The sequence below is a fragment of the Limnothrix sp. HT2024 genome (genome assembly GCF_059138625.1).
Genome location: NZ_CM181121.1, coordinates 1,849,361 through 1,871,744, shown reverse-complemented (window position 1 = coordinate 1,871,744; position 22,384 = coordinate 1,849,361). Strand labels below are relative to the sequence as shown.

The 22,384-nt window shown below is 55.6% G+C and carries 21 protein-coding genes and 1 pseudogene; 12 read left to right on the top strand and 10 right to left on the bottom strand.

The annotated features are described in order from the left end of the window. Positions 1-214: 214 nt before the first annotated feature. The 5 genes from fraC (at position 215) to cysW (ending at position 4,706) form a co-directional block, all read left to right on the top strand. Positions 215-796: a filament integrity protein FraC gene (fraC, locus tag AC2IAX_RS07535; protein ID WP_494390005.1), complete on the top strand. Its 582-nt coding sequence runs from the start codon at positions 215-217 to the stop codon at positions 794-796. Between the two features lie 63 nt (positions 797-859). After that, the gene (locus AC2IAX_RS07530; protein WP_494390004.1) at positions 860-1,456 is read left to right on the top strand and encodes a DUF5357 family protein; all 597 of its coding nucleotides are present in this window, start codon (positions 860-862) and stop codon (positions 1,454-1,456) included. A 256-nt stretch (positions 1,457-1,712) separates the two neighbouring features. Further along, on the top strand, positions 1,713-2,531 hold the full coding sequence (locus AC2IAX_RS07525) for an ABC transporter permease (protein ID WP_494390003.1): 819 nt from the start codon (positions 1,713-1,715) through the stop codon (positions 2,529-2,531). Between the two features lie 316 nt (positions 2,532-2,847). Further along, entirely contained in the window at positions 2,848-3,693 is an 846-nt protein-coding gene (gene cysT, locus AC2IAX_RS07520) for a sulfate ABC transporter permease subunit CysT (RefSeq protein ID WP_494390002.1), read from the top strand. A 146-nt stretch (positions 3,694-3,839) separates the two neighbouring features. Beyond that, complete coding sequence (cysW, locus tag AC2IAX_RS07515) at positions 3,840-4,706, top strand: sulfate ABC transporter permease subunit CysW (protein WP_494390001.1); 867 nt, start codon at positions 3,840-3,842, stop codon at positions 4,704-4,706. A 53-nt stretch (positions 4,707-4,759) separates the two neighbouring features. Here the strand turns inward: cysW and AC2IAX_RS07510 are convergent, their stop codons facing one another. Both AC2IAX_RS07510 and AC2IAX_RS07505 read right to left on the bottom strand, forming a co-directional pair. Then, on the bottom strand, positions 4,760-4,915 hold the full coding sequence (locus AC2IAX_RS07510) for a PCP reductase family protein (protein WP_099535229.1): 156 nt from the start codon (positions 4,913-4,915) through the stop codon (positions 4,760-4,762). A 139-nt stretch (positions 4,916-5,054) separates the two neighbouring features. After that, entirely contained in the window at positions 5,055-6,266 is a 1,212-nt protein-coding gene (locus AC2IAX_RS07505; RefSeq protein ID WP_494390000.1) for a site-2 protease family protein, read from the bottom strand. A 148-nt stretch (positions 6,267-6,414) separates the two neighbouring features. Between AC2IAX_RS07505 and AC2IAX_RS07500 the strand changes: the two are divergent. Beyond that, a pseudogene (locus tag AC2IAX_RS07500) lies at positions 6,415-7,302 on the top strand (alpha/beta fold hydrolase); the annotation flags it as partial. Between the two features lie 430 nt (positions 7,303-7,732). Further along, on the top strand, positions 7,733-8,944 hold the full coding sequence (locus AC2IAX_RS07495; protein ID WP_494390318.1) for a 4-hydroxy-3-methylbut-2-enyl diphosphate reductase: 1,212 nt from the start codon (positions 7,733-7,735) through the stop codon (positions 8,942-8,944). Positions 8,945-9,475: 531 nt separating this feature from the next. Here the strand turns inward: AC2IAX_RS07495 and AC2IAX_RS07490 are convergent. Next, a complete protein-coding gene (locus tag AC2IAX_RS07490; protein WP_494389999.1) occupies positions 9,476-9,775 on the bottom strand; it encodes a hypothetical protein in 300 nt (99 codons plus the stop codon). Positions 9,776-10,454: 679 nt separating this feature from the next. Here AC2IAX_RS07490 and sds point away from each other — a divergent pair. Further along, positions 10,455-11,426: a solanesyl diphosphate synthase gene (sds, locus tag AC2IAX_RS07485; RefSeq protein WP_099535223.1), complete on the top strand. Its 972-nt coding sequence runs from the start codon at positions 10,455-10,457 to the stop codon at positions 11,424-11,426. A 171-nt stretch (positions 11,427-11,597) separates the two neighbouring features. Here sds and AC2IAX_RS07480 read toward each other — a convergent pair whose 3' ends face one another. The 5 genes from AC2IAX_RS07480 to pilM form a co-directional block, all read right to left on the bottom strand. Next, positions 11,598-12,530 carry an Npun_R2821/Npun_R2822 family protein gene (locus tag AC2IAX_RS07480; RefSeq protein WP_494389998.1) on the bottom strand — a complete coding sequence of 311 codons (933 nt, stop codon included), beginning with the start codon at positions 12,528-12,530 and terminating at the stop codon, positions 11,598-11,600. Positions 12,531-12,849: 319 nt separating this feature from the next. Continuing rightward, complete coding sequence (locus AC2IAX_RS07475) at positions 12,850-15,054, bottom strand: secretin GspD/PilQ domain-containing protein (protein ID WP_494389997.1); 2,205 nt, start codon at positions 15,052-15,054, stop codon at positions 12,850-12,852. Positions 15,055-15,182: 128 nt separating this feature from the next. Further along, positions 15,183-15,959, bottom strand: coding sequence for a hypothetical protein (locus tag AC2IAX_RS07470; protein ID WP_494389996.1), 777 nt, complete (start codon positions 15,957-15,959; stop codon positions 15,183-15,185). Continuing rightward, positions 15,949-16,905, bottom strand: a complete 957-nt coding sequence (locus AC2IAX_RS07465) for a PilN domain-containing protein (RefSeq protein WP_494389995.1) — start codon at positions 16,903-16,905, stop codon at positions 15,949-15,951. Before AC2IAX_RS07465 ends, AC2IAX_RS07470 begins: the two co-directional genes overlap by 11 nt. A gap of 221 nt (positions 16,906-17,126) precedes the next feature. Beyond that, entirely contained in the window at positions 17,127-18,278 is a 1,152-nt protein-coding gene (gene pilM / locus AC2IAX_RS07460; protein ID WP_494389994.1) for a type IV pilus assembly protein PilM, read from the bottom strand. Between the two features lie 299 nt (positions 18,279-18,577). On the opposite strand from pilM, the gene AC2IAX_RS07455 reads away from it, so the two are divergent. Then, entirely contained in the window at positions 18,578-19,891 is a 1,314-nt protein-coding gene (locus AC2IAX_RS07455; protein ID WP_494389993.1) for an ABC transporter substrate-binding protein, read from the top strand. 16 nt (positions 19,892-19,907) lie between these two features. Here AC2IAX_RS07455 and AC2IAX_RS07450 read toward each other — a convergent pair whose 3' ends face one another. Next, complete coding sequence (locus tag AC2IAX_RS07450; protein ID WP_494389992.1) at positions 19,908-20,069, bottom strand: hypothetical protein; 162 nt, start codon at positions 20,067-20,069, stop codon at positions 19,908-19,910. Positions 20,070-20,083: 14 nt separating this feature from the next. After that, positions 20,084-20,503 carry a CAAD domain-containing protein gene (locus tag AC2IAX_RS07445; RefSeq protein ID WP_494389991.1) on the bottom strand — a complete coding sequence of 140 codons (420 nt, stop codon included), beginning with the start codon at positions 20,501-20,503 and terminating at the stop codon, positions 20,084-20,086. A 74-nt stretch (positions 20,504-20,577) separates the two neighbouring features. Here AC2IAX_RS07445 and AC2IAX_RS07440 point away from each other — a divergent pair, with 74 nt between their 5' ends. The 3 genes from AC2IAX_RS07440 (at position 20,578) to thiS (ending at position 22,262) form a co-directional block, all read left to right on the top strand. After that, complete coding sequence (locus AC2IAX_RS07440; protein ID WP_255508950.1) at positions 20,578-20,703, top strand: hypothetical protein; 126 nt, start codon at positions 20,578-20,580, stop codon at positions 20,701-20,703. 131 nt (positions 20,704-20,834) lie between these two features. Beyond that, a complete protein-coding gene (locus AC2IAX_RS07435) occupies positions 20,835-21,884 on the top strand; it encodes a thiamine phosphate synthase (RefSeq protein ID WP_494390317.1) in 1,050 nt (349 codons plus the stop codon). A 153-nt stretch (positions 21,885-22,037) separates the two neighbouring features. After that, on the top strand, positions 22,038-22,262 hold the full coding sequence (thiS, locus tag AC2IAX_RS07430; RefSeq protein WP_494389990.1) for a sulfur carrier protein ThiS: 225 nt from the start codon (positions 22,038-22,040) through the stop codon (positions 22,260-22,262). The last annotated feature ends 122 nt before the right edge of the window (positions 22,263-22,384 follow it).

Sequence of the window (22,384 nt, the reverse complement as noted above, 5' to 3'; positions counted from 1 at the left end):
GCTTTTCCCGCAGCGCCAGCGATGCAAACTGCCAGGTCATAATCCCAATGCCGCGCCCTCAGGATCTTAGACCGAAGCGCCCAGACCCGATCGCCCCGATCAGTTCGATCGGGATCCAACCACCCCCGATCGCTGAGAAGCTAGCCCGGTAAAATCAGCATTAACCGACCCCAACTCCCATCCTGCAAACCCTGACAACCCCCCGATCGCCCCTATGCCTCTGATCTTGCCTTTGCCCACCGTTATTTTTCAGATTCTGTTTCTGTTCATCGCGATCGCCAGTGAAGCGGTGATCTTCAATCGACTGGCGGGCATGAACCAGCGCCGCAGTGTGGAATATGCCGCCGCCATGGAACTGCTGGTGCTGTGCATGGGATGGGCTTGTTTCTTCACGGCCTATGAATTGTTTCCGCCTGCGATTCAAAACGATTTACAAGCGCTGATCTTGCAAGGCGTTTGGTCGAGTGAGCTAAATAATTGGTTATTAATTGTTGTCCCGATCGTCTTTTTCCTGATCTTTGAACTGAAGTCGATCGCCGTTCAATTCCTAGACTTAATCTTGAAATATCCTGCCCCCGGTGCTGATTTAGGCATTCCGGAAGAGCCGGAAACCGAAACAACCCCCACCCTCACCATCACCATGCGCAAGCAGCTTCAGAGCTTTTTTCAGCGCTACCAATCCATTCAAAGTGAATTGGCCAAGAAAACAATTTTTTGGGGACATATTGCCAGCACCGGCATTGGCGCTTTGGTGATTGCCATTCAAAGTATTCTCTTCGCCCTTCGTCAGGCTTAGGGTAATTCATCGAGTTCAAAGACAACCGTAAGTCCACCGTAATTTATAGGAAATTGACAGACAATGCTCAAAGAAATCAGCAGTGATTTTTGGAAAATTGTCCAACCCAGAAAAGCCTTTTCCTGGCAAACCTTGCTCTGGGTTAGCATTGGCTTTTTAATCTTGTCTGTGATGGCCCGCTTGGGAGCGAATAACCTGGAGTTGCAGCGTACCTTTTCGGGGTTTAGTGCCTTGATGTTGGCCCTGTCTGGGGTGGTTTGGTCGATCGAACAAAAGCCAATTCAAATTCGAGGCGTTTCCCTCGGCCCTTGGATGGCCGGAGCCTTGTGCTCCCTGTTGCTCTATCGGTTCTTGGCGGATCCCAGCAGCGATCGCACCGATGCCCTGTACCTAGCTTGCTTAACCTTTCCGCTCAGTTCAATTACCATCAAAATTGTCCAAGACTTTCTCAGCAAGCCCACGGATTCTCGCTACAAAGTGCCAATCAAAGAGCGCATTCCTTTGGCCATGTGGTTGCTGGGACACTTTTTGCTAGCCTTTTGGATTCGGTTTGCTTTCATGATCCAATCCTGGATTGATCAGCATCCGGCCCTGAATAACAATGATGTCCGAGCCTATGCGGCGAGTATGTTTGTTTGGCCAGTCGATCTGTTCCAATAGCTCTGCTCCAATAGTGTTGATGGGGCTAATGAGCATTACTAATGATCATTAACAGGATCAAGGGTCAAGCGGTTTGGAATTAATCAGCATTGGATTGATCAAGGTCAAGTTTGTTAGCCTTGAATCTTCGTCTTGAATTAATTGGCGCTGGATTAGTTGGTGTTGGATTAGTTGATGTTGAATTAGTTGATGTTGGATTAATCGGCTTTGCCCTTTCTATCTTGTAGTCACGTTGCGTTCAGAATTCGTCAGGAACATGGGTCAATTAACAGGTTGGCGAGCATTCTTGGCTGGGTTCAGTGGCCAGCGAATTTGGGCGATCGCCCACAATGCTTTTTTGGAGGCTTGGCGCGCCAAAATCGGCTATTTACTTTTGGTCTATGCCGTAGCCTTGGTGCTGGCGATCGCCCTAGTGCCCTTAATTTCCGCTGGTGATTCCGCTGGCAAAATCGTGCTCGATGGCTGTTTGGCCGCCACCAGTCTGCTGGGACTGTTGGTGACAATTTTGGTGGGCACAAGGCTGATCGATCGCGAAATTGAACGCCGCACCATTCTGCTCGCGATCGCCAAACCCCTCAGCCGCACAGAATTCATGCTGGGCAAGCACTTGGGTCTGTCGATGTTGTTGGCGGCCTGGGTCACGGGGGCCACGCTGGTGCAAACGGTGGGCCTGTGGTTGTGGGGACGGGCCAGCTTTGAACTCAGCGCCATGGTGTTGACGGCCCTGTTTGCGTGGCTGGAACTGGTGTTGATTGCGGCGGTGACCCTGTTGCTGGGATCCTTCACCAGCCCCCTGCTGGCGGTTGTGCTGACCCTGGCGATTTACCTGATGGGCCACATCAGCCGTAATCTGCTGACGATCGGGATTCAGCTTCAAGATCCCCTGATGCAGCGGCTAACAGAAATTCTCTATCTAATCCTGCCGGATTTGGAGCGGTTTAACCTCAAAAACCTCGCCGTGTATGGCCTGATTCCCGAAGGGCATCTGTTGATCGGTGATGCGGTGTATGGAGTTTTATACGCTGTGCTGCTGTTGTGTGGGGCAATTTTTGCCTTTTCACGCCGAGAGTTTTAAGAGGATGTCTGAGCAGTGGCTGGGGGAGCTTGCAAAGGTGCTAGTAGCCTTAGGAACAAGGGGCTTAAGCCCCTTGTCTGCGTTGATCAATCCAACTCACAAGGCGACAATTCTAGCTTTTCAGATATCCTCTAGCGGCCATCCTCCAACTCAGGAGGCGATCGCCTATTCAACACATCCCCACGCGAATCGCCAATATACGCATACAGGACGAGAGACCTCGAGTTTTTCAAGAATCTCCCCTAAATCGATTGGAAATGTGTACTTTCGGGAACCCTTTGGCTTATCCTGAAAACGACTTCGTTGCAAAATCCCTATGACCGCCAACGCAACTTCCCGCCGTCCGCATCGCCGCTGGGCCTGGCCCCAGAACCTCTCCATTCCCTGGCAGGTGACGATCGGCTACATGTTGCTGCTGTTGCTGTTGCCCTTTGCGGCCATGTTCAGCAAAGCCAGCACCCTCCCGATCGAGAGCTTCTGGGAAACGGCCACCGCCCCGATCGCCCTGGCCACCTACCAAGCCACCTTTTTAACGGCTTTTTTGGCCGCTGCGGTCAATGGTCTGGCGGGGTTTATCGTTGCCTGGGTGCTGGAGCGCTACCAATTTCCCGGTAAGCGGCTGCTGGATGCGGCGATCGACCTGCCCTTCGCCCTGCCCACCGCCGTCGCTGGCCTGACCCTGGCGACGGTTTACAGCGAAACGGGTTGGCTTGGCTCCCTGTTGGCTCCCTTCAAAATCCGAGTTTCCTTCACTATCACTGGGGTTTGGGTAGCTATGCTCTTCATTTCCCTGCCCTTTGTGGTGCGCACTTTGCAGCCCGTAATTCGGGAAATTGAATCGGAACTGGAAGAAGCGGCCTGGAGCTTGGGGGCTTCCCCTTGGCAAACCTTCACCCGAGTGCTGTTGCCGCCCCTGTTGCCCGCCACCATCACGGGAGTGGCCCTGGGATTTGCCCGATCGGTGGGGGAGTTCGGCTCAGTAGTGCTGATTGCCAGCAACGTGCCTTTCCAAGATTTGGTCGCTTCCGTCTTGATTTTCCAAAAGCTGGAACAGTACGACATCGAAGGAGCCACCGTCATTGGCACCACCATGCTGCTAATTTCCCTGGTCATGTTGTTGATCATTAACTTGCTGCAAGCTTGGGGTCGCCGCTACGACTAGTTTTTTCCCCAATGGAAGCGACCGCCGCAACCATCGCTCGCAGCCCTTCCACGATTAATCGTTAAAAGTGCGTCGCGCCTGCTGCCACCAGCCGCACGCCACTCCTTCGTCAATCCACCTTTGCGAACTTTTCCCCGTCGGTCACCATGGCTTCGACCCCTCTGAATCCCCCCAACGCTCCCCAGTCCTTGCCCCAAAAAAAACTCAAAGTTGATTGGGTGAAACTAGCTCTCATTTTGGGAGTTGCCGCCTATCTGCTGTTGGTGCTGGTGATTCCCCTGTTGAATGTGATTTACCAAGCACTCGCGGGCGGTTTCCCGGGGTTTTGGGCTGCCCTGCAAGAGAGCGACTTTCAAAAAGCCGTTCTGCTGACGTTGTTGATTGCGGTGATTGTGGTTCCTTTGAACACGGTTTTTGGGCTTTGTGCAGCTTGGGCCTTGACTCGGCGTAACTTTCCCGGCCGGGCCTTTTTGTTAAGCGTGATTGACCTGCCCTTTTCCGTGCCGTCGGTGGTGGCGGGGTTAATGTTAGTGCTGCTCTATGGGCGGGAAGGTTGGTTTGGCCCCTTGCTCCAAGAGTGGGATGTCAAGATCATCTTTGCGGTTCCGGGAATCGTTTTGGCTTCGGCCTTTGTGACCATGCCCTTTGTGGTGCGGGAAGTGTTGCCGGTGCTGGAGGACTTGGGCAAAGACCAAGAGGAAGCCGCCCGCACCTTGGGCGCGAATGAGTGGCAAATCTTTTGGCGAGTGACGCTGCCATCCATTCGCTGGAGCGTGATGTATGGGGTAATTTTGACCAATGCTCGCACCATGGGCGAGTTTGGGGCGGTGGCGGTGGTTTCCGGCAGCATTGCGGGCAAAACGCAGACTTTGCCGCTGTATGTGGAGGAAGCCTATAAGCAATATCAGACCCAAGCGTCCTATACGGCGGCGTTGCTGTTGGCTTGCTTGGCGTTGGTGACGTTGGTGCTGAAAACGGTGCTGGAGCGGCAAACTCAAACGGGGGATGAGTAGCCGATCGAGCCGATCGCCCCGAGCCGCCATGGGAGAACAGCCTTGAGCCATCCCTAGCCGAATTTTTTCTTGGCGGCTTCGTAAACTTCAACGGTGATGGTGGTTTCACCGGCTTCTTGGGCAAATTTCTCGATCTTTTTGCGGGCGGCGGGCCGGACAAAAAACGGAATTTCTTTGAGCTTGGCTTCGGCTTCGGGAGTCCAGTTCATAACTAAGCAAATCAGTAAGCAAATCAAGACCAGCAGATTAACGAGATTACCCTGAGGGCAAGGGGATTCACGGCCGGCCAAGCGATCGCCACCCAAAACAGCGGCAACTGAGGGCGGTGGCAACCGGGCCAGTTGGCTCCTAGGCCATCTCTTCAGCCAGGGTGCGGGCGATCGCCCCGAGGTTAAAGCCCGATGGGTAGCAATGTTCGGCTTTGCACCGCTTCAGTTCCGTTTCATTAATCACGATTTTGAGCCGCTGCATGATTTGGCGGGTGAGGTCGGCGCGATCGAGCGTGCCCACCACGGAGCCGATCGGACTCAAAACCACCAACCGTTGCACCTGCCGTTCTTCCATCAGCAGGGCTGCTTCGGCCAGGGTGGCGCTGTCCGCGATCGAGGTGAGGCGGTCAATGGGTTCAATGGCATCCACCACCCGAATCCAGGGCCAGCGCTCATGGTCAATGGCTTTGAGGCTTTCGGGATCAATCCGGCCCCGATCGCGCCCATCCATGGCCACAAAGTATTCCGGGCGATCGGCCGTCAGCAGGTAGTTATCCACAAAATCCCGCAGGCTCAGGTGACCATCCACGATCCGGAATTCCCGAGATTGGGCATCGGCCACCCGTTCATTCACCAGAGCTTCCTGCACGGTGGTCAGGCGTTCGTAACTGGCGGCATTGCGCAAACAGAACCAGCCAATTAACCCAATCCACCAGCCCTGGAGACCACCGGGCACAAACAGGATCAGGAAGGCAGCCAAGCTGATGCCCAACCAGCCGATCGCCTGGCCGGCTTTGGCGGCCCAACGCACGCCCGTAAACCGGCTGCCGGTGGCTTTCCAAACCAGTGCCTTCAGCACCTGGCCGCCATCGAGGGGCAAACCGGGAATTAGGTTAAACACCGCCAGCACTAAATTAATCCGCGCCAAATTCAAGCAAAGGATGGTGAGCGGGCTGGTGGGAGCCAACCGCCCGATCGCGGACAGCAAAATAAACAGGCTCAAGCTGACGAGGGGCCCCGCGATCGCCACTTGCATCGCGCCGCCGGGGGTTTTGGATTCCCGGTCGATCGCGGCCACACCGCCAAACATGAACAGGGTGATCGAATTCACGGCGATGCCTTGCGATCGGGCCGCCAAGCTGTGGCCCAACTCATGCACCAGCACGGAGCCAAAGAGCAACAAAGCGGTCAGCAAACCCAACAGCCAGGTCAGCCCCGCGCCCCAATCGGGATAGCGGTTCGCCCACTCAACACTGTTGGCGGCCGAAAACCAAACCAAAATTAAAAACCACGATGGATCGACTAGTAGCGGAATGTTAAAGATCGACCCCACGCGCCAACCGCTTTGCATGGTAACCGCCTCAATCGATCGAACTCTTTCTTCCAGGGTAACGCGCTTCCTTGGATCGACTGAATCGACGCACGGAAATTGATAATTATCAGCTTTACAATCTCGTTAGGCTCCATTTTCCAATTCCTTTTCCCCTACCGTGACTGCGATCGCCCCTGAACTCACCCAGTTTTCCGCCACCGATGCTTGTCCCTATGTTTGGACTTGGCAAGGCCATCGCATTTGCTATCAGCATTCGGGTGATGCTGGCCCCGCTGTGGTTTTAATCCACGGGTTCGGGGCTTCCTGGCGGCATTGGCGTAAAAATATTCCCTTTTTGGCGCAACATTGCCGCGTGTTTGCCCTGGATCTAATTGGTTTTGGGGGATCGGCCAAGCCCACGCCCGATCGGGAAATTCACTACACCTTCGAGACTTGGGGGCAGTTGGTGGCGGACTTTTGCCGCGAGGTGGTTGGGGAAGCGGCGTTTTTGGTGGGCAACTCGATCGGCTGCGTGGTGGCCATGCAGGCGGCCGTGAACCATCCCGAGCTGGCGCGGGCGGTGGTGTTGCTGAACTGTTCCTTGCGCCTGTTGCACGATCGCCGCCGGGCCGAGCTGCCCTGGTTTAAGCGGGTTGGCTCCGGCTATTTGCAAAAAATCTTGGGTTGGCCTTGGTTAGGCCGGACTTTTTTCCAACAAATTGCCCAGCCGGCCACCGTGCGCAAAATTCTTTGCCAAGCCTACCGAGACACCAGCGCGGTGACGGATGAGCTGGTGGAGATCCTGATGGAACCAGCACGCGATCCGGGGGCAGCCGATGTGTTTTTGGCCTTCACGCGCTATTCCCAAGGGCCGTTGCCGGAGGACTTGTTCCCGAAGCTGCCTTGTCCGGCCATGATTCTGTGGGGCGCGGCGGATCCTTGGGAGCCGATCGAGCGCGGGTTGGCCTTCGAGCAATACCCAGCCGTTGAGCGGTTTGTGAACTTGGAAGGGGTCGGCCACTGCCCCCAAGACGAGGCTCCCAAGCAGGTGAATTATTTGCTGCGGGATTGGATTCTTTGGAAAGCGGCAGCCAAGCAACAGCATTCACCCTTGTCGATCGGGGATTGGGTGGAAATTGCAGTGGTGCGGCCCGATGGAGATCCAATTTGGAACGGCTTGCGCGGCCAGGTGGAACAGGTGGGCGATCGGGCGGTGACGGTGCGAGTGGAACAGGGCCAAGGCATCCGGCACTTCTATCGAGAAGATGTGAGGGCGATCGAACCGCCGACGGACTTGGAGTGGGAAAAGGACGGGGAATAGGTTGCGCAGGGGGCCCATCAACGCTGCCGGATCCGGCCCATCACTGCCCGATCGCCCCTGATACAATGGGGCCGAGCCGCTTAAACAAAACTTGATTTAAATCCCGAGAGCGATCGCTATGGAAACGCCCGTCACCGACCTGGCCCCCGAGACCCAAGACAGCGCTGCCCAAACCGCCGCCCCTCTGGATACCAAAGCATTTCGGCGATCGCTGAATCATTCCGATAATTATTTTCGGCGCGGGTTTGGTCACGGAGCAGCGGTGGCTGAAACCATGGCCACCTCTTACCAAAGCGGTTTAATTCAAGAATTGCGGGCTAATGGCAATGTGTTGACCCGGGGCGATGTGACCATTCGCCTAGCCCAAGCATTCGGGTTTTGTTGGGGAGTTGAACGGGCGGTGGCCATGGCCTATGAAGCCCGCAAACAATTCCCCACGGAGCGGATTTGGATCACCAATGAAATCATCCACAATCCATCGGTGAATGACCATTTGCGACAGATGGGCGTGTTGTTCATTGAAGTGAACCATGGCCAAAAAGACTTCTCGGTGGTGAAACGAGGAGACGTGGTGATTCTGCCGGCCTTTGGGGCCAGTGTGCAGGAAATGCAACTGTTGAACGATCGTGGTTGCATCATCGTAGACACCACCTGTCCTTGGGTAGCAAAGGTGTGGAACAGCGTTGAAAAACACAAAAAAAGCGATTACACCTCGATCGTTCATGGGAAATACAACCATGAGGAAACGATCGCCACCAGTTCCTTTGCCAATAAATATTTGGTTGTGCTGAATATGGAGCAGGCGGAATACGTCAGCAACTATATTCTGCAAGGTGGAGATAAGACAGAATTCCTCGCCAAATTTGCCAAGGCCTGTTCGCAGGGGTTCGATCCCGATCGGGATCTCGATCGGGTGGGTGTGGCGAACCAAACCACCATGCTCAAGAGCGAAACCGAAGAGATCGGGAAGCTGTTTGAGCGCACCATGATGCAGCGGTTTGGCCCCGACAAACTGAACGATCACTTCATGAGTTTCAACACCATTTGTGATGCTACCCAAGAACGGCAAGATGCCATGTTTGAGTTGGTGGATGCGCCGATGGATTTGATGATTGTGATTGGTGGGTTTAACTCTTCCAACACCACTCATTTGCAGGAAATTGCCATCGAACGGAACATCCCTTCCTATCACATTGACAGCGCCGATCGAATTTTGGATGAGCGGGCGATCGAGCACAAACCCCTCCACGGCGACATCGAACGTGCCGAAAACTGGTTACCCGCCGGGCCGATTACTGTGGGCATCACTTCCGGTGCGTCCACACCGGATAAGGCCGTTGAGGAAACGATCGAGCGAATTTTTGCCTGCAAAGAGCGCCTCGCTCAATTAGGTTAGCCAGAATCTTGATCCTGAGAGACTGTCGAAAAGCCAAACTTGCTACTCTGTATGCCCTAGGGATCGGCCCAGACAAGGAGCTTCAGCCCCTTGCCCCATGACAGTTGATGGGCGATCGTGATAGGCAACTTTGCTAGCCGCCGATAAAAGCCCCATCAAAAATGCCATAAAAACGGGGTACCGGTTAAGAGCCAGTACCCCGTTTTTTGTGGCAAAAGCTTAGAGGATGTCTGAGCAGTAACGACTTGCAAAGCACTAGCAGTCGTGGGGGCAAGGGGCTTAAGCCCCTTGTCTCTATCGGTCAAATTGATCGATAAGACCCACAAGGTAGCATTTTGATTGTTGAGACATCCCCTCACAGCAACTTGAGTTGACTAGGGAATTTAGATCCCTATGTTTGAACCCAATAGCTAGATCCAATCTTCGTTGACCTCAATCATTTCATCAGAGAAATGCTGCTAGAGAGAACCTGTTGGATATTGCGTCCTTTGCCTTCTTTGCTTGACCTTTATTGAACCTTTGCTCGTGGAGCTAAAAGCGTCTGGTGGCCAGATCGCGACCATCCGATAACCCCAACGATTCCACCCGATCGCCTCTGGATTCCGTAACTCGTTCAGCTACTTCTTGGTAGCGGTTTTTGTATCGTTGCTGTGCGATCGACAGCAGCAAATAAACCACCGCCAAATAGACCACCGATGCACCCAAAATGGTCCAAGACGTTTGCTGCGGAAATACCAAATGCGCCACATTATGAATCGGCAATGAATACCGATTTGCGATCACCAATCCTTGGTAGAGGGCCAATCCCACCAACAGTCCCAGCGCGTTCATAGCAGTAACTGTACATGAATATAGTTTTTGTGAGCTGAAAATATGGTCGCGCTGAAGCCAGCACTGAAATATGGTTCAGAACGCGATCGACATCCCCCGGTCGCCGTTCCAAAGCAATGACAGCACTCACCATGGCGCACACCAAGGCCGAACCCTGACTCAAGGCAATTGAGAATCGGAGTCCAACCTAGTGCTTAACCCCTATCTGGGTCTGGGCCTCACTGAATAGAACCATCCCATCGGGAACCGAAACACCCTTAAGGGTGCTGATTCGCGATCGCTACCGGATTGGTTCGGGTCAGCAGACCTGATAGCGGCTTGGATCTGGTCGTCTTTGTGTGAGAATGCTCGTGCAATTCACATTTCGGAGTCCAGTCCTATTCAATTCGGCAAAGCTTGCAGCGGGCAGCTTTCCCATGAAGTTTTTAGAAACCCCTGACCTATAGAATAACACCTGATTTCTCAGGGTTGACAGTGAATTTTTGGTGGTTTTTACAAATCTTTAGAAATCCCCAAAAGCCCGTATTGATGGGCATTCGTGCAACAGCGATCCCCGATCAATCACCGTAATCTTGACAAATCCCGATCCCACTCATCTACGCGGATTGGTCTGGGGTTAGCTTAAAATAATCACAGAATGCGTAAAATTTCGTAACCTGATGCTGCACCGGGCCAATCCATGACCTCGACGATTTCCCTGCTTTCTCCGGTTGAAGCCGATCTTGATGCCATGACGATGAACCTGCGCAAGCTGGTTGGCGCAAAGCATCCGATCCTCTATGCAGCGGCAGAGCACTTGTTTAGTGCAGGCGGCAAGCGTTTGCGACCGGCGATTGTGTTGTTGGTGGCCCGGGCCACGATGGGGTCAGCGGAAATTACGGCCCGACATCGACGGTTGGCAGAAATTACGGAAATGATCCACACGGCCAGCTTGGTTCACGATGATGTGGTGGATGAAGCCGGAACGCGACGGGGTGTGCCCACGGTACACAGTCGTTTCAATAACCGGGTGGCGGTGCTGGCGGGCGATTTCCTCTTTGCCCAGTCCTCTTGGTATTTGGCAAATTTGGACAATCTGGAAGTGGTGAAGCTGCTTTCGGAAGTGATTATGAATTTGGCGGAGGGCGAAATTGACCAGGGCCTCAATCGCTTTGACACCAGCCTGACCCTGGAAGCCTATCTACAAAAGAGTTACTACAAAACCGCATCGCTGGTGGCCAACAGTTCCAAGGCGGCGGCGATTTTGAGCGATGTGGAGCGATCGGTGGCCGAGCGGCTCTATAGCTACGGTCGCCATGTGGGGTTGGCGTTCCAGGTGGTGGATGACATTTTGGATTTCACCAGTTCCGATGAAGTGCTCGGGAAGCCGGCGGGGTCGGATTTGCGCAGCGGCAACCTGACGGCTCCGGTTTTGTATGCGCTGGAGGAGTTCCCCCAACTGGAGGGGCCGATCGAGCGGGAGTTTTCAGAGGAGGGCGATATTGAAACGGCCCTGGAGTTGGTGCGATCGAGCCAGGGCATTGAGCGGTCTCGTGCTTTGGCGAAACATCATGTGGAGCAGGCGATCGAGGATGTGATGGTGTTGGCTCCGTCGGCGGCGCGGGAGGCCTTGGTGGGGCTGGCACATTACGCGATTGAACGGATTTACTAAGGCTGACTGGGTTTCCAGGGGGTCGATCGGGTGATGATCGCCAACGGGTGATCATCCCAGATCAATCACGATCTCAAACCAGCAACCACTCCAGACAAGGCGCTCAAGCACCTTGCCCCCCAGGATCCTGCGATGTAAGAACCGAGGGTTTGCGAATCCGAGCGATCGGCCCTAGCGTTTGGGATGGGGCTTCAGGATGCGTTTGGCCTTGGTCAGGGCCCGTTGCCAGATCGATCGTGATGGTGGCGGAGCCAAAGGAGAAACGGTCGGCTTCGGTTCGTGTAAATACCGATATTTCTCCCACAGTTCCCAGTAGGGACAACCGGGCTGAAGTCGAATGCCCGCCCAATGCAGATAGGGAACGGGTTTGTTGACTTTCGGATCGATCAAGCGATCGCCCTGCCAAACAAAATGTTTGCTACCGGCCCAGCTTCCGGGCCCCTTTTCGGGCCGCTGTGTCCAATTCCAGCGCTTAGGAAATCGCCGCAAAACCATGTAGTTAATAATGGGTTGGTCGGACGTTTTCTTAGAAAAATCAAAATATTCTGGGTGAGCGGCACATTCAGCGAAGGTGTCGTACAAATCTTGTTCGGTGATTAATCCTTTGCGAGATCCCCACAAACCACCGTTAAAAGTTCCCCGCAGATCTTCTTCTGTAAAAACACCCTGGTCTAGAACGGTTGATGTGAAAACGTCCTTCATGCCGCCAGCATGTTGATAGTCATAGCAAACAAAGTCTGCTTCGGACAGCGCATCAAGGCATTGAATAATCGGCTCAAAAACAATCAGGTCTGTGTCAATGTAGAGAAATTCATCAAAGGGGCCAAACCAGCAAGCTTGTTTACGAAACTGATTCGGACGAGCGAAAAATTCTTGACCAAAGATGCTTTGAAGCTGAACAGAAAGGCGTTGAATAAACTCTAAATCTTCAAATAATAAAACACCGAAGCGATCGCTCAGAATTTTGGCAACCTTTTGGTAGTGATCATCATAGGGAATGAGCATAACGGGTGTTTCGGAATCAGTTGCCCGAATACTTTCGAGCAGCGCGATCGCATGTTCCGTTACTTTGTCATTGGCGATGATATAAAATCCACGACTCATAGCCGATCGATCCTTTGCAATTCAGTTCAGCCGATCCATTGCCATTTCAGCATAGGCCTGAACCTTTATTCTTGCCATCGGTTGCCAAATCCCCATAAATCGGAGCCATCTTGGATTGTGCTCAAAGATGGTGTGCTCAAAGATGATGGGCCCAAGAATGATGCGCCCAGGGATGATCGGCTGGGAAAAATTGAGCGATGAGATTGATCAAAAATAATCGGCTCAGAAATTCAAAGGGGCGATCGAACCCGCTCGATCGCCCCCCAATTTGCTCGATGGATGCCGTGAATCCCTGAAAACAGCAACCGCCAGTGTTTTTCTATCGCATGTTGGTGCGTTGAATTAACTCTTGGGCTTCCCGGCTAGGCGTATAGCTGTAGCCAGCGGTTGAAGCGTTCGAGTCGTCCAGCAATTGCGGTGTGAGCAACACCACCAACTCCTTGCGCTCGTTGCGGCGATCGGTACGGCGGAACAAAGACCCCAACAGCGGCAAGTCACCCAAAATCGGAATCTTGCGCACTTCGCTGCGATCTGTGTCTTGAATAATGCCTGCCAGGACTAGGGTTTGGCCATCCCGAATCCGAATCGTGCCGGATGATAGCTTCCGCTCAGACAGTAAAGTGGCAAAGGCATTATCTTCAAGGGCCCCAAACCGATCAACCGGGACTTTCAGCGAGGGCGAAACCGACAGGGTAACAAAACCATTGTCATCAATTCGATCGACTTGAATCCCCAAAACGAGACCAGCTTTTTCCTTTTCAATGGTGAAAGTCGTGTTGCTCACACCATTGGAAACTTCCGTTTCCGCCTCCACGGTTCCCACCACTTCTTCAGTGAGTTCCACATTGGCCACTTGCCCTTCCTGCACCACCAAGGTTGGATCGGTCAGAATTTTGGCATTTCCGTTAATCACAGAAGCTTGGAGCTGAGCTAGGAAATCGTTGGCGATGTTAAAGCCATTGGGATTTTGGCCATTCACATCGCCCGAAATTGAAAGGGGAACCGAAACGGGCCCAAACCCAACGGACTCGGGAGCCAGGCTGGTGGAGTAGGGCGCGCCCCGATCGCTCCAGTTAATCACCCCAATGCCGCCCGTGTTGACGATGCGAGTGCCACCCACCCCAAAGGAGAAACTCGTACCCAGGCGATCATTTTGCAGCAGGTTGATGTCAATTACCCGCACATTCACCACCACCTGACGCAGGCGGCTATCAATCCGCGACAACTGCTCGGAAGCCAGGGCGACCAAATCCCGCTGCCCCACCAAGGTGATGGTGTTGGTGCGCTGATCTACCGCAATTTGCAAGCCGCGAAGAATCGGCACCGAATCTTTCGGGTCATAGCGAAGCGGGTTAATGACCGTGCGCTCACTGGTGCGGGTTTGGGTCAAGGGAGCCGCTTGAACCTGCGCATCACCACCGCCCTGCTGCTGTTGCTCTGCCCCGATCCGCACAACCTCCGTGGTTCGCTCCGTGGCCGCCGTGGCACTTTCGGCCCCCAAAATCACCAAATAACCGGCCGCTTCGTTGGCCCGCACTTGGTTGAGGCGCACGGAACGCATGGCCACATCCCGGGCCGCGTTGGGCAAACTCCGGCCCACAAAAATGGTGCGACCATTGCGGCTGGCCTGAAGACCACTAATCCGCAAGACGTAGTTGAAAACGTCCTGGGCCGATTCGTTTTCAATGTCGAGGCTAATGCGAGCATCGGCTCCGGTGGTGGGAGGCGTGCCGGGAGCGGTGGGGCTGCCGGGGGTGGGGCCAGCCGCGTTGTCCGCAAAGGCAATGTTCACGCCGCTGGCCCGGGCTAGCAGCGACAACACTTCACGCACGGGGGCTTCTCGCAACACCAAACGGGGGATGATTTGGCTGCTGCCCAGGTTGATGGTGTAGGGCTGGATCGGTAGATCGGAAATGGCAATGTCGCCAACGGGTGGGGCGATCGCCCGGGGCATGGTGGGAGGAGCCACCGCCGGACTGAGCACGGCCGGTTGACCGTCGATGGTGATGGTGGGGTTGGGAACCAGGACGTTGGGTGCGCCGTTACCAACCGGCGAGCCGGTGTTGGCCGGTGTTTGGGCCACGGGGCTACCGGTATTGCTGGGGGTGCTGGGGGTGGCCGTGCCGGCATAGCTCAGCAGAACGGCATTGTTGTTGCTGGGGCGAATGCGACCGGTGGGGCGAGCCGTGGTGCCGCGCACCGTTACCTGGACGGTGCTCCCATCCAGTTGGGTCACTTCCACGGCCGCAATTCCGGGGGCGGGGTTGGCTCGGGTTACATTGCCGCCGGGAACCACCAACCGCGCGCCGGCCACATGGGCAATCAGGCTGGTTCCTTGGGGAGGCAACAGGAACACCTGTGGTCGATCGACCGAATCGGTCACCAATTCCACATCCACACCGCTGCCGCTGCCGCTGATCCGCACATCCAGCACGTTGGTTTCGGCCAAGGCGGGCTGCACGATCGCCACCGTTGCCAACCCACCCATCAGCGCTGCATTGCCCAAAATCCGCTCGTAGTTCACCGTTCGCTCCTCACTGCTGTTTTGTCGATCGTGGTTGTTGGGGTTAGGGAAAGGAAAATGGGTGTTCGCCAGGGCGATCGAGTCAGAACATCATGATGCTGCGGATCCCTCGGCCCCCAATCTGGCGATTACTTGGGTGCTTCGCCCTCCGGTTTATCTGCGTTTTCGCCTGCTTTGTTGGCTTCGGCGGCGGCCTGTTGGGCCAACTCCCGAGCCGAGAGTGGTAGGAGCACCTTTAACGAAAAATTGGTTTGAATCCGAACCTGGGGCGCGCCTTGGGCGACAAATTGCCCAGTTTTGTCATCAAACCGCACCGCCTGCTTGGAGAGTTTTAGCTCGGAGGTCAAATCATCGATCGCCAGCATCGACTGATAGCGCTCAAGGTTGCGTAGGATGTTGCCGGTGCGATCATAGTCCGCCTCGAATCCCACCTTCAGCACCAGTTGCCGAATTTTGCTGTTGACCGCATCGCCCCAAGAACCATCGGTGACCATCTCTTCCGATGGACTTTTGACCGGAACAGGTTCCAGCTTGGTGATTTGGCCAAACTGTTCGGAAACAATCCGGTTGAGATCCAACGGCAGCACCGAAACCGTGGTGGGGGCGGGAAACAACGCCAGTACTTGCTCTTGGGTGGCGCGGGCCCGCTGTAAGTTGTCGAGGGTTTGCTGCACCTTGCGTTTTTCTTCGGCCACCTGTTCCAGGCGTTCTCGTTTGGTGGCCACATCCTCTTCAAGCTTTTTGTACTCTTCGTATTGGGGCATCACCACCTGAATCAGGAGCGCCACGCCGCCAATGACACCGGCGGCGGCCACAACACCGCCCAGGATGGTGGGTGTGAAGGTAATCCCAAAAACAACGGGATCGCTGGGTTCCGTGACCGCTTGCTGTGCGCTAAACGCCATTGTTGGTATTCTCCTTAGGCTCGCTGTCGCCGGCCGGTGGGGTGAGGCCGGTGTTGGGGGTTTTGCCTTGTTCAGCCAAAATGCGGCGAATGGTTTCGATGCGCACCACAAGGCCGGAGGCTCCGTTGCGATCGAGCACCGGCAGCAACTCTTCGGCGGGCTTGGTCGTGTAAGCCGACTGAATCGTGTACTTAATGACCTTCGGCGCAACGATTCTAACTTGGCCGCCGGCGGCCGCCGCAGTGGGCGGGGGTGCGGCTAGCACATAGGCAATGCCATCTTGCACCTCTTGGTTGGCCTGGACGATCTGGGCGGGGTTATCGATCGCCTGGCTGCCCACTAACTGGGTTTTGGCCGCATCCAAGAAAGGTGACTTTTGCAGCAGCAGCAAAAACTCGCCCACCCCTTCCAGGGAGTTGGCATAACCCTCGATGGTCAGGGTTTTCGGGGGGCGAATGGATTTGCTCGCGCTGGCGGCGGCCGCACCGGGGCTGGGCTTGGGGGTGCTGGCGGCGGCGGCGGTGGCAGCGTTCTTGTCTTCGACCTCGCGGATGGCCGTCATCTGCACGCCCACCGGCAGTCGATCGCGCAAATCACCCAGCAGGGCAGACCAAGACTTCACGCGACTGAACACCCCCACCAAACCTTGGGTGAGCTGGTCGATCGCCTTCATCTCTGCTTCGGCTTGGGCCGCTTTGGCCAGCTCCGCTTCCAGATCTTGTAAGTCTTTATTGAGTTCGGCTTGGCTCTGTTCCAGGGCGGCTTTTTGGAGTTGGAGATAGCCCCAGAATCCGCCGATGGCCGCCGGAACCGCCAAACCCACCATCATACCCAAAATCAGCGGCAACTTACTCGCCTGGGCGACAGCAGCACCCGCTGTTTTGCCGGCCCCGGCGGTTTGGTACTCGGGGCGATCCTTCAGGAAGTTGATGTTGAGACTATACATAGCGAGGGCAACAGTCGGGTGGCTCGGGGTTTGCAGTCTCGGGATTCAGCTCGGTCATCACCCGGGGCAGAAGGGCGGACGATCGACAAGGGGCGATCGGGCAGGGAGGCGATGGGTCAACTCAGAGGGTGAGCGGTTGAACCGACATTAACCAACAGGGGTAACAGCAATAACCCTTGCGAGTCAATGGCGGCGTGTCAGTGGTTCTGTGCGAGGGCCCCCTATTCCCGGTCATCAAGCGCATTCCGCAGCCCCAACCCTAACACGACTCCCAAGCTGGCGCGTTGGGCTTCGGTGATGTCGCTGTCGGCCTCCAAACCCAAGGATTCGATCGGATCAACCCGCATCACGGGCACGTTTAACCGTTGGGTAAAAAACTCATCAATTTCCCCGATCGCCGCGCCGGGCCCCGCCAACATCAACTGGGCAATTTCCAAATTTTCGCTTTGGTTGAGATAGAAATCGACCGATCGCCGCAACTCATCGGCCAACTCGCCCATCATTTTCACGATCGCCACCGAGCCGGGACTCATGCCCGTCGTGCCCGAAGCGGTTCCCACGGCCTCAATTTGTGAAATGGGAATGGTCATTTCCATCAGCATGTCCGTGCTGCGGCTGGGGGGCGTGTTCATCGCCCGATTCAGGGCCTCTTGCATTTGCAAAGTCCCGATCGGGACTGTCCGCGAAAACTGCGGCACGCCATCCACCACAATCGCAATTTCACTGCTATCAAACTGGATATCCACCAGCACCACGGCCTGATTAGAAGCGTAGCCCCGGAGTTGTTCGCGGATGGTGCGAATGAGGGCAAAGCTGCTAATTTCTAAGGTCTTGATTCGTAGCCCCGCCTGCTCAAAGGTGTCCAGATAAGCATCCGTCACCTCTCGACGTGTGGCCACCAGCAACACTTGCACCTTCTCGATGCCATCTTCATCGGTGAAGTAGCCGAGTTTTTGATAGTCAACATCCGCTTCTTCTCGAGGAAAAGGGAGATAAAGACCCGCTTCCTGGTTCATGTATTGCCGCAGCTCATCATCATTGAGTTCCGCTGGCACAGGAATCAAACGAATCACGGTTTCACGCCCAGGAATCGCCGTGGCCACTTCCTTCACCTTGACGCGGCTATCTTGAATCACCGCCTGAATGAGTTCGGCGGCGGCGGGGGGATCCACAATCGCGCCCTCCTCAATCACGCCTTCAGGAACTTCCACGGAAGAAAGAATATTCAGCTTGAATTTCTGTCCCTTTTTTTGGAGTTGAACCAGGTTAATTCGTTCGGGTGAAATTTCGATGCCGATGCCTTTTTTACCGCCTCCTAAGAGACTGCCGATCGCGTTGGCTAAGGGGGCAAACAAGTTTCCAGCAGCGTTCATAGTTGGGGACGGTTAGGAGACCCGAAAATGGCAGTCAAGGGGCCGATGGGCAACCATCAGGGATCCACAAACAGGGAAATTGTTTGGCCCCCAATGGGTTGGCAGTCAGGGAAGGGATGGCTCAAAAAGCCGAAAACGCCGATGGTTTCAGCACTACCATGGACTACGACGCATGGTATCCAATTTCGTTTAAGATCGCCATACCCGAGGGTAAAGAAATCTTGCTGGCCGTAGGTTTTCACGATTGACGGCGATCGGGAAATCGCTTCAAAATTCCGTGTAAATTCGGAGAGAGCACCATGGGGATGGCCAAGATGCAGCGGAGAGGGCCGCACGGAGGGTGGAGCCGTCGATCGTTTTTGCAGTTGGCTGGCGGCACGGCGATCGGGCTGGCGGCCTGTGGCCGATCGAGTTCGTCATCGGCGCTGCAATTTTGGACGATGCAACTCCAGCCCAAATTCACGGACTATTTCCAACAGGCGATCGGGGAGTTTGAGTCGGCCCGATCGGGCCTGCGGGTGAATTGGCTCGATGTGCCCTGGGCCGCCATGGAAAGCAAAATTCTGACGGCGGTGGCGGCCCGCCAGGCTCCGGATGTGGTGAATTTAAACCCCAGCTTTGCCTCCCGGCTGGCGGCACGCGGGGCTTGGCTGACCTTGGGCGATCGGGTTCCCGCTGCCGTTCAAAGGCGCTATTTGCCCAATATTTGGCAAGCCAACGTGATCGGGGGCGAACCCTTCGGCGTGCCTTGGTATTTGACCACCAAGGTGACGATTTATAACCGATCGCTCCTGGAACAGGCCGGGATCGATCGGCCGCCCGCCACCTACGAAGACTTGGCGGAGCTGGCCCAACGGGTGCGCGAAAAAACTGGTAAATACGGCTTTTTCATCACCTTTGCCCCCAATGATTCCGCCGAGGTGCTGGAAGCTTTGGTGCAAATGGGGGTGACCTTGGTGGACGATCGGGGGCGGGCCGCCTTTGAGTCGGCCGCCGGGCGAGCCGCCGTGAACTACTGGGTGAACTTGTTTCGGCGGGGCTGGTTACCCCAAGAAGCCCTCACCCAAGGCCACCGTCGCGGCATTGAGCTATATCAGGCGGGAGAATCGGCCCTGGTGGGTTCCAGTCCTGAATTTTTGAATGCGATCGCGACTAATGCCCCCTCGATCGCGGCCCTGTCGGCGGCGGCTCCCCAAGTGGTCGGTTCCTCTGGGGTGCGCAGCGTGGCCGTGATGAACCTCACCATTCCCAAAAAATCGCCCCGGGCCGAAGCGGCCGTCGATTTTGCCCTGTTTTTAACGGACGATCGCCACCAGCTCAGCTTTGCCCAGGCCGCCAACGTGTTGCCCTCCACCCAAGGTGCTCTGGCCAGCTTGCGGGCTAGCCTGGCCCAGGCAACGCGCCCGGGCAACGCCAGCGCGATCGACCAAGCCCGCAAAATTGCCGCCGACCAACTCACCAGCGCCCGCGTGTTGCTGCCCCCAATTAAAAACCTGAAGGATCTTCAGCAAATTTTGTATGAAAACATCCAAGGCGCATTGCTAGAGGAAAAAAGCGTTGATCAAGCCCTGCGGGATGCGGCGATCGAGTGGAATCACCTAGCGCCCGGTTAGGTGGGGTTTTCAACAATCAAAAGGGACAGCACCACACGGAGCTGTCCCTTCCATCGGTCTTCGTCGAAAATTGGGGTTGCGATCGATACCGCACCGGTTTGCGATCAAACACCTCACCCGTGGCGAGGGGCGATCGAGCGACAGGAACTGGCGCGGCCTGAGATTGCCCAATCTCCATAGCCAACCAGGAAACTACTTTTGACCCAACACCTGACCCTTCAGGGTTGCAATCTTGCTGGAGAGTTCCTGACGGTTTTCGGCTCGCAGCAGGTAGCGATAAATGAACCAACCGGTGTAGGTGGCCCCAATCAGCTCGAACGTGGGCGACAGCAGCGGGATCTCGTTGATGGCACCCAGCAGGGCCAACAGGATCTTCACTGAAATCAGCGCGAAAACAATCAGAGCGACGGTGACCACGGGCTGACGGTATTCGCCATAGAACTTGCCGACGTATTCCGGCAGTTTGGCCAAAAAGTCAGAAACTTGGTCAAGGATTTGCTGAAACTCAGCGTTGTTTGCTTCTTCGCTACTGGCCGGGGCTAGCGAACCGCCTTTTTCGGCACTTACGGAGCCAGCGTCGGCATAGTCAGATTTTTGCAGTTCGGGTTCCATTGTTCACGACCGATATACAGCGTTTCGATAGTAGACTGCTGCCGCAAAGGGGGACTGTCCGATCAAAACATCCGATGGGAACCGTTGTTTTGGGAGGACAGCTCACGGTTTATGCAGTCAGTCCGGTGTGTGGTGGGTTGGGCTGGAGCGAGGGGCATTCCCGATCGAGCGATCGTGGTTTAGCTAGGAAAATACCCTAGACTCTTCAGAACTGCAATCCTGGGACGATCGCCCGGCAGGGGGCCTGCCGAAAGTCTAACCAAGCTAGCACGGCCGATGAATGTCGGTGGATGGAAGTTTTGTTGAGCAGGGCGAAACCATGAGTGAACCAATGGAACAACGGGGACTGGCTTCTCAATCCCGATCGACCCGATCGGCCGTTTTGCGAATTTTGGATGCCAACCTCGATCGGGCCCGGGAGGGGCTGCGAATTGTGGAGGAATGGTGTCGGTTTGGGCTGGAAAGCGCCGAACTCACCGAACAGTGCAAAGCCATGCGCCACGAATTAGCCCAATGGCACAGCGATGAAATGCGATCAGCCCGCAACACCCCCGCCGATCCCGGCACAACCCTGACCCACAGCAACGAAGAGACCCGATCGAGCATTCAGGCCGTTTTGCAGGCTAACCTGTGCCGAGTGCAGGAAGCCCTCCGTTCGATCGAGGAATATGGCAAGCTGCTGTCCCCCGAGCTATCCCAAGCTTGCAAGCAACTGCGCTACCAAACCTATAGCCTAGAGAGCCGTTTGCAGGGACGAAACCGCCACCAACAATTGGCGGCCGCCCGGCTTTATCTGGTGACCTCCCCCCATGAATACCTCTTTGAAGTGGTGGAAGAGGCCCTCAAGGGAGGGCTATCCCTCGTGCAATATCGCGATAAAAATGAGGACGATGGACGGCGCTTGGCCAATGCCCAACGACTTTGCGACTTGTGCCATCACTACGGGGCGCTGTTTTTGGTGAACGATCGGGTTGATGTGGCGATCGCCGTCGGGGCCGATGGGGTTCACTTGGGTCAGCAGGATTTTCCCCTGGAAGCGGCCCGGCAGATTTTGGGGCCCGAATATCTCATTGGCTGCTCCACCACCAACCCGGCTGAAATGGAGCGGGCCCTGCGGGGCGGTGCTGATTACATCGGCGTGGGCCCCGTCTATGAAACCCCCACCAAAGCGGGCAAGGCGGCTGCTGGGTTGGAGTATGTGGCCTTTGCGGCGGAAAAGTCGCCGGTTCCCTGGTTTGCGATCGGGGGCATTGATGCCCAAAACTTGCCGGCCGTTTTGGAAGCCGGTGCGCAACGGGTGGCCGTCGTGCGGGCCCTGATGGCCGCAGAGCAACCCAAACAAGTCACCCAATATTTACTGTCCCAACTTCACGTCCTGTAACTTCGCGCCCTTCTAACTTCACGTCCTTTAACTCCAAGCCCTTGAGTCCTTTGGGCAGGACGGGGGGCACAACCCGATCGCCGGGACTGTTGCCCCAATTGCCGCAAACTTTCCACACATCCAGACCCTTTGAGCCGTTTTGGAGGATCCTTCATGAGTGAGCTATCCAGTTCAACCATTGCCTTGCAGGTGAATGGCGAAGCCCGCCACTGTGCTCCTGGCACGCAGCTCCCGGATTTTTTGACACAATTGGGACTAAATCCGCGTTTGGTGGCCGTGGAATATAACGGTGAAATCTTGCATCGGCAGTTCTGGGAACGCACCACGTTGCAGGAAGGCGATCGGCTGGAGATTGTCACGATCGTGGGTGGCGGCTAAGGGTGGGGCTAGGGGTTTAAGCCCCTTGTCTGTCGGGTCGGCGGGCGGACAATCTGGAGTTGAAGTCATCGGAATTGCCCGATCGGGCCCGATCGGGATGGATTGCCCACCGATGCCCAGAC

Bases quoted from the DNA above. Each gene is read 5' to 3' on its own strand.
- AC2IAX_RS07440 (WP_255508950.1), top strand. From the start codon at position 20,578: ATGGGAACCGTTGTTTTGGGAGGACAGCTCACGGTTTATGCAGTCAGT.
- AC2IAX_RS07450 (WP_494389992.1), bottom strand. From the start codon at position 20,069: ATGGAGATTGGGCAATCTCAGGCCGCGCCAGTTCCTGTCGCTCGATCG.
- pilM (WP_494389994.1), bottom strand. From the start codon at position 18,278: ATGAACGCTGCTGGAAACTTGTTTGCCCCCTTAGCCAACGCGATCGGC.
- AC2IAX_RS07465 (WP_494389995.1), bottom strand. From the start codon at position 16,905: ATGTATAGTCTCAACATCAACTTCCTGAAGGATCGCCCCGAGTACCAA.
- AC2IAX_RS07505 (WP_494390000.1), bottom strand. From the start codon at position 6,266: ATGCAAAGCGGTTGGCGCGTGGGGTCGATCTTTAACATTCCGCTACTA.
- AC2IAX_RS07435 (WP_494390317.1), top strand. From the start codon at position 20,835: ATGGAACAACGGGGACTGGCTTCTCAATCCCGATCGACCCGATCGGCC.
- AC2IAX_RS07480 (WP_494389998.1), bottom strand. From the start codon at position 12,530: ATGAGTCGTGGATTTTATATCATCGCCAATGACAAAGTAACGGAACAT.
- AC2IAX_RS07510 (WP_099535229.1), bottom strand. From the start codon at position 4,915: ATGAACTGGACTCCCGAAGCCGAAGCCAAGCTCAAAGAAATTCCGTTT.
- sds (WP_099535223.1), top strand. From the start codon at position 10,455: ATGACCTCGACGATTTCCCTGCTTTCTCCGGTTGAAGCCGATCTTGAT.
- AC2IAX_RS07530 (WP_494390004.1), top strand. From the start codon at position 860: ATGCTCAAAGAAATCAGCAGTGATTTTTGGAAAATTGTCCAACCCAGA.
- AC2IAX_RS07455 (WP_494389993.1), top strand. From the start codon at position 18,578: ATGGGGATGGCCAAGATGCAGCGGAGAGGGCCGCACGGAGGGTGGAGC.
- AC2IAX_RS07490 (WP_494389999.1), bottom strand. From the start codon at position 9,775: ATGAACGCGCTGGGACTGTTGGTGGGATTGGCCCTCTACCAAGGATTG.
- AC2IAX_RS07445 (WP_494389991.1), bottom strand. From the start codon at position 20,503: ATGGAACCCGAACTGCAAAAATCTGACTATGCCGACGCTGGCTCCGTA.
- AC2IAX_RS07525 (WP_494390003.1), top strand. From the start codon at position 1,713: ATGGGTCAATTAACAGGTTGGCGAGCATTCTTGGCTGGGTTCAGTGGC.
- thiS (WP_494389990.1), top strand. From the start codon at position 22,038: ATGAGTGAGCTATCCAGTTCAACCATTGCCTTGCAGGTGAATGGCGAA.
- cysT (WP_494390002.1), top strand. From the start codon at position 2,848: ATGACCGCCAACGCAACTTCCCGCCGTCCGCATCGCCGCTGGGCCTGG.
- AC2IAX_RS07470 (WP_494389996.1), bottom strand. From the start codon at position 15,959: ATGGCGTTTAGCGCACAGCAAGCGGTCACGGAACCCAGCGATCCCGTT.
- cysW (WP_494390001.1), top strand. From the start codon at position 3,840: ATGGCTTCGACCCCTCTGAATCCCCCCAACGCTCCCCAGTCCTTGCCC.
- fraC (WP_494390005.1), top strand. From the start codon at position 215: ATGCCTCTGATCTTGCCTTTGCCCACCGTTATTTTTCAGATTCTGTTT.